Source organism: Acidovorax sp. (genome assembly GCF_046291265.1).
Lineage (GTDB): Bacteria > Pseudomonadota > Gammaproteobacteria > Burkholderiales > Burkholderiaceae_C > Acidovorax.
In genome coordinates, this window is sequence record NZ_JBKBTV010000057.1 from 21,992 (window position 1) to 32,219 (window position 10,228).

Here is a 10,228-nt window from a genome sequence, read left to right on the forward strand (position 1 = left end):
CCGCTCAAAGACCTGGCTTGCGCCAGCGCAGCAACCACGCTTCGGACGTGGCCAGCAATTTGTCGATCACAAAACCCACGATGCCCACGGCCAGCACCGCGGCCAGCACCACGTCCAGCTGAAAAAGCTGGCGGCCGTAGACGATGAGAAACCCGATGCCCTCAGACGACGCCAGCAGCTCCACCACCACCAGCGCCAGCCACGCATGCGTGAGGCCGTAGCGCACGCCGTTCCAGATGGGCGCCGTGGCCGCCGGAAACACCACCTTGCGCAGCATCTGCCAGCGCGTGAAGCCATACACGCGCGCCACCTCCACCAGGCGGTTGGGCACGTTCTGAATGCCCTGGCAGGTGTTGATCGCCACCGGCACCAGCGCCGCCTTGGCGATCAGCAAAAACTTGAGTCCCTCGTCGATGCCCACCACCAGGATCAGCAGCGGCAGCCAGCCAATCACCGGCACCTGGCTGAAGGCCTTGAACAGCGGAAACACATAGTCGCGGAACGTGGGAGACAGGCCCATGGCGCCCCCCAGCAGCAGGCCCAACGCCAGGCCGATGCCAAAGCCCGCAAACACGCGGACCATGCTGATGGTGAGGTGGTCCCACAGCTCGCCACTGGCCAGCAGCTCGCCAAACACCTTGAACACCGCGGCTGGGGGCGGCAGCACCTGCTCGGGCACCCAGCCCAGCACGGCGGAAAGTTGCCACACGGCCAGCAGCGCCAGCGGAAAAGGCCAGGCCCACAACCAGCGCCAGCTCCAATTCCATGGGCCAGCTTTGCTGCGCTGCGGCGGCACTGTTGCGTGCTGTGCTGGCGTCGGCAATGCCGCTGCGCCGCCGCCTTGGGCAGTGGCATTCAACAACGGGGTTGTCATCGGGAAAATCCTTTCTTATTTCTACAAACCTGCCTGCAGGCCGTCGGGACGTGCCCACATGCAGGCTCTTAACAACCAAATGGAATGTAAAACACGTTTGTTATAAACATAAATAGTTAATACTCATATGCAATGACAAAGATGTTTACGGCATGAGCACTGCTTGGGGGCGGTATATCGAAGGCGATGTGCCGGCCCCAAAAAAAAACCCGCCACGCAACGGGTGCGGGCGGGTTATCAAAGCGCCTCACGCGCCCCCCAGGTCCTGCAAAGTCAGAGTGCTGCCGGCGTTCCATTGGCTCCATACACGGGCCAGTAGCTTTCGAGCTTGAGTTCCTTGAGCGCGGCATCGAGGTAGCGGCGGTCAAACCAGCTATCGATCTCGGGCTTCTTTCGGATCAGCTTGAGCTTGTAGGCCTCGTCCGCCGCGTCCTTGTAGCGCGCCACCAGGAACGGGTCGAGCAGCGGCGACAGGCGCACGCGCAGCGGCTGGCCGATGAAGTCCTCGCGCCAGACCTTCTCGGCATACTCGGCTTTGCCCCATTGCGCAAACAGCTCGGCGCGGCGGTTCTCGTCGGAGTATTTGTGGGCGTACTGCACCACCGTCTTGACCACCCGCTCCACCACCTTCGGGTGGCGCGCGGCAAAGTCGTCGGTCACCAGCAGTGCCGTCTGGCGCGTGTACTTGTACGAGTCTTCAGCGGCGGACCAGACCACCTTGGCCAAGCCCTGGTCGCGCAAGCGGAACAAGCCCACGTAGCCGAAGGCCGCGTCCACGTCCTTGCCAATGAGCGCGGCGTCCGCGCTGGGGAAATCCAGATTGACCAGTTTCACGTCGCGTTCGCTCAGGCCCTTGTCGGCCAAGGCGCGCACGGCAGCCAGGTGCAGGTTGGTGCCCTTGAATACCGCCACCTTGCGGCCCTTGAGATCTTCCAGACGCCGGATGTTTGAATCGGGCGGCACTGCCAGGTACAGCCCGCCGCGCACCCCGCTGCCCAGAATGACCTTGGTCTTCACGTCGCTAGCGCGGTGCACGATGGAAGGCAGGTCGCCCTGCCAGGCAAAGTCAAGCTGCTTGTTAACCAGGGCCTCGTTCACGGCGGGGCCTGCGCCCTTGAAGAAGGTCCATTGCACCTTCACGCCGTCTTTCTTGAATTCCTCTTCCAGCGCACCGTCGGTATAGGCCAGCGCGGCCGACGTGCCGCCGTGGCGCACCGGGTCGCTGCCCACCCCGCCTGTGGCAATGCCAATGCGGATCACCTTCAGCGGCTCGGGCGCCTGCGCTGCTGCGCCTCCGGCCCAAAGACCCAGGGACAAGCCCAGCCCCAATGCGGCGCCTGCCGCCGCCGCAGCTCGGGTGAGCGCTTTTTTCCATCGCGTGTTTTTCATGTGTTGGCCTTTCGTGCGTGTTGTCAGAACGGTTTGCACGCGCCATCAGCGGCGTGCACTGGTGGCAACTCTAGGCAAGCAAGGCACCAGGGCCAACGACCAAAAACAGATATCGAAATGTGCACAAGCCGGGGTGACGCGGCCTGGTGGCGCGCGCGGTTTTCCGACTATGCATATGCGAACTGCTTCGTTGATGGGCTGCGTGGGGGCTGTCCCAATGGCGGGGCAGTTCTCTTTCATCACCCCCGTTTTCAGAAAGCAACGCCATGTCCAAGATCAACGACTTGCATCCCACGTTCACCCGCTTTGCGGTAGAGCCCTACACCCCCACCATCGGCGCCGTCATCCACGACCTGGACCTGCGCCAGCCGCTGGACGCCGCCACGCAGGCCGAGCTGCGCCAGGCACTGGCCGTGCATGAGGTGCTGTTCTTTCGCGACCAGCACATCACCCCACCGCAGCAGGTGGACTTCACCCGATCTTTTGGCAACGTGGCCGAGGTCAAGGCGTTCTTCCCCCGGCTGGACCAACACCCCGAGATCGAGATCGTGGAGAGCACCGCCGACCGCCCCAAGGCGTCGAGCAACTGGCATGCCGACATCACCTGGCGCGAGCAGCCGCCGCTGGGCACTAGCCTGTATGCGCAGGTGGTTCCTGCCAGCGGCGGCGACACGTTGTGGGCCAGCCTGACAGCTGCCTACGCCAGCCTGCCGCCCGCATTCCAGGCCTACCTGGAAACACTCACCGCCGTGCACACCTGGGAGATCAGTGGCTGGACGGAATACCTGCTTGCCAAGGACGCCACCGGTGACCAACTGCGCGAAGCGCGTGCCAAGTACCCGCCGGTGGAGCACCCGGTGGTGCGCGTGCACCCCATCACGGGCAAGAAGATCCTGTACGTGAACTCCACCTTCACCAGCCACATCAAGGGCCTGCCCCGCGTGCAGAGCGACGCCCTGCTGACCCAGCTGTTTGCACTGCCCCAGGTTCCCGAGTTCCAGGCCCGCCTGCGCTGGCAAGAGGGCACGCTGGCGGTGTGGGACAACCGGTCCACCCAGCACTACGCCGTGGGCGACTTCTTCCCGCAGCACCGCAAGCTGCACCGGATCACAGTGACGGACTAACCCCCCCCTGAGTCGCCTGCGGCGCCATCCCCCCAGGGGGACGCACCCCTTGGCCCGGCAAAGCCGGTTCCACGGGTGCCCTCGCCCTGGCCGTGCCGGTTTCGCAGGCTGCGAGCAATGCAAACAAACCTCTGGACACCAACATGACCCAACAACAAGCACAAAAAAAACTGCGCCTGGGCGCCTTCATCATGGCCACGGGCCACCACGTTGCGGCCTGGCGCCATCCCGGCTCGCAGGTTGATTCCGGCGTCAATATCGACCACTACATCGAGGTGGCGCAAACGGCAGAGCGCGGCCTGTTCGACCAGGTGTTCGTTGCCGACAGCCCCGGCGTGTGGCACAAGGGCGACCGCGAGTCCTTCAGCCGTCAGGGCCGCATTTCGCACTTCGAGCCCGTCACGCTGTGGGCTGCGCTGTCGGCCGTCACCAAGCACATCGGCTTTGTGGCCACCGCGTCCACTACCTACGAAGACCCGTACCTGCTGGCACGCAAGTTTGCATCGCTCGACCACATCAGCAAGGGCCGCGCCGCCTGGAACGTGGTGACGACCAGCGCCGAAAACGTCTACGGCAACTTTGGCCTCGACACCCACCCCGACCCCGCCACGCGCTACGAGCGCGCCCACGAGTTTGTGGACGTGGTCAAGGGCCTGTGGGACAGCTTTGACGACGACGCCCTGGTGCGCGACCAGGCCTCGGGCATCTACTTCGACCCGGATAAGCTGCACGCACTGAACCATGTGGGCAAGCACCTCAAGGTGCAGGGGCCGCTGAACATCGAACGCTCGGCGCAGGGCCATCCCGTCATCGTGCAGGCCGGCTCGTCCGAAGACGGCAAGGAACTGGCCGCCGCCACGGCCGAAGCCATCTTTACCGCCTGGACCAGCCTGGCCGAAGCGCAGGCCTTCTACAAAGACGTGAAAGGCCGCATGGCCAAATACGGCCGACAGCCCGAAGAGTTGCTGGTGCTGCCGGGCATCTCCCCAGTGATTGGCCGCACCGACGAAGAAGCCCAGGCCAAGTGGGCCGAGCTGCAGGCGCTGATCCACCCCAGCGTGGGCCTGGCCACGTTGACGCCCTTCTGGCCCGGCGAAGACCTATCGAAGTGGAACCTGGATGCCCCGCCGCCGTACATCCCCGAGCCGCCCAAGGGCATCAACAGCCGCGCCCACGTGGTGCTGGAACTGGCCCGGCGCGAGAAATACACCGTGCGCCAGCTCTATGAATACCTGGCCGGTGCGCGCGGCCACTGGGTGGTGGTGGGCACGCCCGAGACCATTGCCGACCGCATGCAGGAATGGTTTGAAAACGGCGCCGCCGATGGCTTCAACGTGATGCCGCCCGTGCTGCCCGAGTCGCTCAACGAGTTTGTGGACCTGGTGGTGCCCGAGCTGCAGCGGCGTGGCCTGTTCCGCACACAGTACGAAGGCAAAACGCTGCGCGAGAACCTGGGGCTGGCACGGCCCGCTAGCCGGTACGCAACGCAGTTGGCCAAAGCGGCATAGGCGCCCCATTTCCCGTATTTTCCGCATTGCCCGCCGTGCACCACAGGCCCACCACAGCCCGGAGCGCGGCTATGCGCCACCGGGCACAGCCGCCGGATTGGGATAACTCGGCGGGCGCGGCGCCCCCGCCTTCACGCGGCGCACAGGTAAATCGGTGGCGAGACGCTGGCGGGCCAAAGCGCGGGACGCGCGTTCCACGTTGTGCGGCACTACCAGCACATCCGCGCGCGCCTGGCGCACGATGCGTTGCGCCACGCTCTCAAACACCAGGTCAGACAGCGCGGAGGCCGGGTGCTTGCCCACCACGATCAGATCCGCCGCCGTGTTCTGCTGCTGCACCACCACCTGCCGGGCAGGGTCGCCCCGACGGAGGGAAGACGACAGCCGGTTGCGCCGGGCGTCGTACGAATCGGTCAGCGTGAACATCCGGGTTTGCGCATGGCGTCGGCACTCCTCCCGGTAGGTCTGAATGGCCCGCTCGGACACTTCGGCATACCGAAGCTTGCCCTCGTTGACCGTGCTGATGGCATGAAACAGCTCGACCCGCGCCGTGGGATGCAGCGCAAAGCCCAGCTCGACCAACCGGTGCGACACCTCCGAAAAATCCACCGCCACCACTAGGCTTTGGTACGGCTGGTCAGCACCATTGCGCACCACGATCACGGGGCGCGGGCAGGAGCGAAGCATCTGGAGGGTCGGGTGCAGGCAGAACCACGCGCGCAGTCCCCGCTCCGGCGCCATGCCCCACACCACCAGGTCAACAGCCGCCGCCTCGCGGGCAATGTCTACCGCCGAGAAGTCGATGCGCGTTGCCGCGTGGACATGAATATGGTGCCGCTGCCGGAGCTGCAGCGCGTGGTGCGACAGGCGCACAGCCGCATCCGGCGGCGTGCCTCACCAGGGTGGGCCAAATAAACGAGCGTCAGCGGCGCACGGTGCTCAGCGTACAGCAGCGCAGCCCGCGCGAGCGCGTGGCCTCCTTGCTGGGAGAAATCGGTGACGGCGAGGATGGAACGAGGGGTCATTGCAAAACGTCCTTTGGTTTTGAACAGCGCGCACCCATGCAGCGGCGGCCCCTGCAGAAAAGACGGCGCCGGGTGGGTGACAGAGATGGTGGGCGCGGCCCGTGGCGGGCCGCAGGTTTGTGGCTACGTGAGGTAGTCGCCGGTGGCCTCGGGCTGGAACTGAATGCTCTCCACGACGGCCGCGCACTCTTCACCGTGTGGCGTGTGCCACTTGGCCACATCCCCGGTCCGCAGGCCCAGCAGGCTGATGCCCACCGGCGACAGCACCGAGATAAAACCCGCTGCAGGCTCGGCATCCTGCGGGTAGCAAACCGTCAGCACCTGGCGCCTGTGGGTGTGCACATCCACCAGCTCCACGCGCGAATACATGGTGACCACATTGGCCTGCACCGTGCGCGAGCTGGTGACATCTGCATTGGCCAGCAGATCGTCCAGAACAGGGGGAAATTGCCGGTTGACCAGCTTGGTCAGGCGCGAATAGTCCAGATCGGTGAGCGTGCGCTCGCCGTGAACCACAACATCAACATCAACATCAACAACAACTGCTGCATGCATAAAAAGCACTCCATCAAATGCGGCTGTCGCCCTGCGAAAACAGAACGGCCGCGACCGCGCGAGGCTGGTGCCCGGCGGTGGATGGTGGCGCTAACAGGGGATGAGGAGAGGGGTGCCGCCGGGCTTAGGAATGTGCTGGCGTCAGCTGACGACGCGCGTTTTTCTTGGCCACCGCTCGCGCGCAAGCCGCTGCGTGGAGCAGTGCTGTCAGGGCGGCAAAAGTGCAAACCAAGAGGGTCGTCATGGGCGGGAGTGTAGGCCGCGTGGGGTAATTTGCAGTTAATGGCCCCAGGGTTCTTGCCAGATAGAGGGTGGAGGGGGAACTCATTTTTTGATAGCTGCTAGCGCTTATATATCAAGCGCTAGAGGCCTATTTGGCTTGAAATCTACATACCTCGGATCTGCCCGTGTCCGTTCGGGCTGCGTCTGTCGAAGCCATGGAACGCTATGGAGACAGCCTCGACCCGTCCGCGTTGCCGACCAGTTTAAACATCGTCACTTTGCTTTCCGCCGGGACCATGCGTCAGATGGAGCCTTGCGAGTTGCTTCCCAGCCTACCGGAAGATCAATCAATCCTTTCAGCGACGGATCAAGCTCCAGGGCGATTGCCTTAGGCAGAACAACAGGCTTGCCTCTCAATGGTCCACCGTCGTAAAGCTGCCAGCTTCCTGGTCCGTTCTCGTGCAGCACGCGAAGTACAGGCTTCTGTTTCGATGCAACCGCCTCGGTAGCAATGACTATCGGATCAAGTGGGTCTTCCCAAGAAGTCGCGCGTGCCGGAACAAGCTGCGTTGCCAAGAGGAGCGACGCGAGGACGATGCGCATGGTTGATGCTTAACGTTGAATCTATGCGGCGGACCGTGGCTTGCCGCGAGACGCCCACTTGAGCGACCCGTTAGGCCGCATTGGTTGAAGTACGGTAGACCACCTTGAACCGCTCGCAGGCAACGAGCATGCTTTCAGCAAACTCGCGGCCTGCTCGGGCGCATTCTCGCGTGAAGTACTGTCGATGAGCCTCTCGCCAGAACGACAACGAACCATCCCCTTCTCCTTCCGTGGCGGCGAACTCGGAGCTGACTTCGCTGAACGGTAAGACCTCGACCGCTTCAGTTTCAATGATGCACAGCGGCTCGCCCGACCAGTTGGTGACGATACTGAGGTCGCCCGATACGGGAATTCGCCTTCCCTCTGCTTCGCAGGACCAGACTGATCCCGCTGTTGCGCGCTCGGTGCCGCTAAGCACAAGTTCGGCAAGTTCATTTGCCAGTTCCTCACTGTCGCCAAAGATGCACACCTCGTAGAAGCGGGCAGCATCCACGCCACCGGTGGCCTTGGCAAACGCATTCCAGAAACCACTCAGATGATCAGGTATTCGAATGTTCATGATCGTGCGGCCTAAACGATTGAGATGAGAGGCGTGACCCGGCTTGCCGGGCATGTCAGCTCGATGGGAGGGCTAGTCGTCAGCAAGGTAACCCCGTTCTATCTGTTGTTGCCGATTCTCAAAGACAGCCATCGCAGTCTTCATGCGGAGGAAACCGAACTTCCGATAGAACGGCTCTTTTCCAGGAACCGCGTACAGGATGATCTTCTTGTGCCCTTGTGATGCCTCGACAAGATGGATCACCACTTGCTTACCGAGCCCCGTACCTTGATAGCCTGGGAGGACGGCAATATCGCAGATGTACGAGCAGTCGCAACCATCAGCCAGTGCTCTTCCCACAGCAACGAGCGTGGTGTCGTCGTATACGAAGCACGTGAACATGCTGTTAGAAAAGACCTTCCGAAGATGCTCCGCATTTTTATCGCCAAGCGGAGCTGCGCGATACAACGCCGACAGTTCTTCCCAGTCCACTCCGTCGATCACGTATTTCCATTCAAGCGCCATGTGGTGTCTCCTGTAAAACTCAACGAAATAACTAAGCCGACCGCCGAAGGCGGGTCGGCTTGAGTGGCGAGTCAGAGGCTCTTTGCATAGCGTTCAATAAGCACAGCAGCTAGTGCAACAACTATACCTATGAGAATTCCTGAGCCGATTGAGAAAGCTCTATCAAATCTTTTAGTTCTTGCTTCGCTAATTGCAATTTCACCTAGCCCAGACATGGAAAATATTTGACCTTTAAGTGTTTCTCCATTGCCATGAATAGAGTAGCTGTGATTCTTGTATGAGGCTGATTTTTCCGCATTACTCATAGCGAAGAGCTTCCAAGCCAGCAATTGTTCCTTTGATGCATGTCCCGACGATTGATTGGTTTTCTCATCTGGTATCCATGGGTCATCTACAAGCCCCCTCTTAATCAAGCTGGCTAACACATAAAAATCCCGATGATCTCCATGAATTTTTGGAATTATTTTTGATATCTCTTCCAGAGTAAGCTCACCGTGCTTCTCTAATGCCAGAAGTATCTGAATTGCGGTGGAGTTCATGATTTCCAACGGCCAAAGTAAGACACCCGCAGTGGGCGGATCGGTTTGACTCCCGGGTTAGGATAAAAGCGATTTTCCAATGACATAACCGATAAATGCCGCTGGCAAATAAAAAATAGTGGATAGTCCAAGCATCGTCCCCAAGTCAGTTCCATCCTCTTTTTCCCTATTGCTGCTCTGACGGATGAAGTAATACTGAACACTAAATGAAATAAGCATAGCCACATAGATATTTGCGGATAGCAGACCAAGAACAAAGCCACAAATAACGCTCGGAGCTACATGACTGAAAAAATCTTTCATCTATACCTAACGAGATGCAACCCTGCGAAACATGCTGGACTGTACGGATATTCTGGGCACTAATCTCTCCTGGAATAGGCTTGCAGCTTGGGATTTCGGACAAACTGCTGGGCAAAGGCACAGGTATAAAAATTCCAACAAACGCGGCATGCCGTTTCGGTCGGGACTATAACTTTGATGTACCGGCAGTGGTTGATCGCTGAAGCCCAACTATTCCGACCAACAAGCTGCGTGAAGTCATCATGTAGCAGCACACCCGGCACAGCCTCAGTGCCGAATCGCCTCAGAAAAATGCTGCTTTCGCAGCCCCCAGCGCTGAGTCAGCTCACATCGCGAGACATCAACAACCGTAAACCCGCATACGCAAAAACGGCCGACAAAGTCGCGTTGAACCACCGTTGGGTTTTCAGATATGCAGAGCGCGCCACCGTTGTAGAAAACGCGATGGCATACCCAAAGAATACACACGCCCCCAGCGCCGCGCAGGACGCCACCACCGCAAACGCATGCCCCTGGCGTGAGCCAGGCGGGAGCGCCAGAGCGACGATAGAAAGCCAGACGAAGATGGCCTTGGGGTTGGTGATGTGCATACCCAGGCCATTGGCGAACGCCCGCGCGTTGGAGGCTGCTTCAATCTGAGCTGACTGCGTTGGTGTGTGGGGCGCCCACGCGGAGCGCGCTGCTTTCCAGGACAGGTACAGCAAGTAGGCTCCGCCCAGCAGCTTGAGCAAGACCATGGTCCATGAGTAGGTGAGCATGAAGGCTGACAAGCCCAGTGCCGCCGCCAGGCCCCAGGCGAGCGAACCGCAAACCACACCTGCCGCCAACGCCATGGCCTGCCTGCGGCCTTGGGACATGGCGGTGGCCATGATGGCCATGTTGCTTGGCCCGGGGCTCGCAACACCCAGGGCGTAAGCCGACAGTGCGATGGCCAGCGAAGGTGAGAGAAAGTCCGCAGTCATGGGTGGGGTGGTGCTGCGTCGCCTGAAGGCACGCCGCCGGCGCCGCCCCCCGGGGCCAAGG

12 protein-coding genes are annotated in these 10,228 nt (G+C 61.2%); 2 read left to right on the forward strand and 10 right to left on the reverse strand.

From position 1 onward, the window contains the following. Nucleotides 1–4 precede the first annotated feature (4 nt). The gene (locus tag ACK41V_RS18435) at nucleotides 5–874 is read right to left on the reverse strand and encodes an ABC transporter permease (RefSeq protein ID WP_409784412.1); all 870 of its coding nucleotides are present in this window, start codon (nucleotides 872–874) and stop codon (nucleotides 5–7) included. 273 nt (nucleotides 875–1,147) lie between these two features. Beyond that, the gene (locus ACK41V_RS18440; protein WP_409784414.1) at nucleotides 1,148–2,263 is read right to left on the reverse strand and encodes an ABC transporter substrate-binding protein; all 1,116 of its coding nucleotides are present in this window, start codon (nucleotides 2,261–2,263) and stop codon (nucleotides 1,148–1,150) included. A gap of 266 nt (nucleotides 2,264–2,529) precedes the next feature. Between ACK41V_RS18440 and ACK41V_RS18445 the strand changes: the two genes are divergently transcribed. Both ACK41V_RS18445 and ACK41V_RS18450 read left to right on the forward strand, forming a co-directional pair. Further along, nucleotides 2,530–3,387: a TauD/TfdA dioxygenase family protein gene (locus tag ACK41V_RS18445; protein WP_409784415.1), complete on the forward strand. Its 858-nt coding sequence runs from the start codon at nucleotides 2,530–2,532 to the stop codon at nucleotides 3,385–3,387. Nucleotides 3,388–3,530: 143 nt separating this feature from the next. Then, nucleotides 3,531–4,895, forward strand: coding sequence for an LLM class flavin-dependent oxidoreductase (locus ACK41V_RS18450; protein WP_409784417.1), 1,365 nt, complete (start codon nucleotides 3,531–3,533; stop codon nucleotides 4,893–4,895). Nucleotides 4,896–4,964: 69 nt separating this feature from the next. Here the strand turns inward: ACK41V_RS18450 and ACK41V_RS18455 are convergent, their stop codons facing one another. The 8 genes from ACK41V_RS18455 to ACK41V_RS18490 form a co-directional block, all read right to left on the reverse strand. Further along, a complete protein-coding gene (locus ACK41V_RS18455) occupies nucleotides 4,965–5,768 on the reverse strand; it encodes a universal stress protein (protein ID WP_409784418.1) in 804 nt (267 codons plus the stop codon). Nucleotides 5,769–6,043: 275 nt separating this feature from the next. Further along, nucleotides 6,044–6,475, reverse strand: coding sequence for a GreA/GreB family elongation factor (locus tag ACK41V_RS18460; RefSeq protein ID WP_409784419.1), 432 nt, complete (start codon nucleotides 6,473–6,475; stop codon nucleotides 6,044–6,046). 495 nt (nucleotides 6,476–6,970) lie between these two features. Beyond that, nucleotides 6,971–7,300, reverse strand: coding sequence for a hypothetical protein (locus ACK41V_RS18465; RefSeq protein WP_409784420.1), 330 nt, complete (start codon nucleotides 7,298–7,300; stop codon nucleotides 6,971–6,973). A 70-nt stretch (nucleotides 7,301–7,370) separates the two neighbouring features. Further along, entirely contained in the window at nucleotides 7,371–7,913 is a 543-nt protein-coding gene (locus ACK41V_RS18470) for an ASCH domain-containing protein (RefSeq protein WP_409784421.1), read from the reverse strand. Nucleotides 7,914–7,931: 18 nt separating this feature from the next. Next, nucleotides 7,932–8,363, reverse strand: coding sequence for a GNAT family N-acetyltransferase (locus tag ACK41V_RS18475; RefSeq protein WP_409784422.1), 432 nt, complete (start codon nucleotides 8,361–8,363; stop codon nucleotides 7,932–7,934). 71 nt (nucleotides 8,364–8,434) lie between these two features. Next, the gene (locus ACK41V_RS18480) at nucleotides 8,435–8,902 is read right to left on the reverse strand and encodes a hypothetical protein (RefSeq protein WP_409784424.1); all 468 of its coding nucleotides are present in this window, start codon (nucleotides 8,900–8,902) and stop codon (nucleotides 8,435–8,437) included. A 57-nt stretch (nucleotides 8,903–8,959) separates the two neighbouring features. Continuing rightward, a complete protein-coding gene (locus ACK41V_RS18485; RefSeq protein ID WP_409784425.1) occupies nucleotides 8,960–9,205 on the reverse strand; it encodes a hypothetical protein in 246 nt (81 codons plus the stop codon). Nucleotides 9,206–9,525: 320 nt separating this feature from the next. Next, on the reverse strand, nucleotides 9,526–10,228 hold a 703-nt coding region (locus tag ACK41V_RS18490; RefSeq protein ID WP_409784426.1), incomplete at its 5' end, for a LysE family translocator.

Excerpts from the sequence above, each read along its gene's own strand:
- ACK41V_RS18435 (WP_409784412.1), bottom strand. The coding sequence starts at position 874 with ATGACAACCCCGTTGTTGAATGCCACTGCCCAAGGCGGCGGCGCAGCG.
- ACK41V_RS18460 (WP_409784419.1), bottom strand. The coding sequence starts at position 6,475 with ATGCATGCAGCAGTTGTTGTTGATGTTGATGTTGATGTTGTGGTTCAC.
- ACK41V_RS18480 (WP_409784424.1), bottom strand. The coding sequence starts at position 8,902 with ATGAACTCCACCGCAATTCAGATACTTCTGGCATTAGAGAAGCACGGT.
- ACK41V_RS18440 (WP_409784414.1), bottom strand. The coding sequence starts at position 2,263 with ATGAAAAACACGCGATGGAAAAAAGCGCTCACCCGAGCTGCGGCGGCG.
- ACK41V_RS18475 (WP_409784422.1), bottom strand. The coding sequence starts at position 8,363 with ATGGCGCTTGAATGGAAATACGTGATCGACGGAGTGGACTGGGAAGAA.
- ACK41V_RS18465 (WP_409784420.1), bottom strand. The coding sequence starts at position 7,300 with ATGCGCATCGTCCTCGCGTCGCTCCTCTTGGCAACGCAGCTTGTTCCG.
- ACK41V_RS18470 (WP_409784421.1), bottom strand. The coding sequence starts at position 7,913 with ATGCCCGGCAAGCCGGGTCACGCCTCTCATCTCAATCGTTTAGGCCGC.
- ACK41V_RS18450 (WP_409784417.1), top strand. The coding sequence starts at position 3,531 with ATGACCCAACAACAAGCACAAAAAAAACTGCGCCTGGGCGCCTTCATC.
- ACK41V_RS18485 (WP_409784425.1), bottom strand. The coding sequence starts at position 9,205 with ATGAAAGATTTTTTCAGTCATGTAGCTCCGAGCGTTATTTGTGGCTTT.
- ACK41V_RS18445 (WP_409784415.1), top strand. The coding sequence starts at position 2,530 with ATGTCCAAGATCAACGACTTGCATCCCACGTTCACCCGCTTTGCGGTA.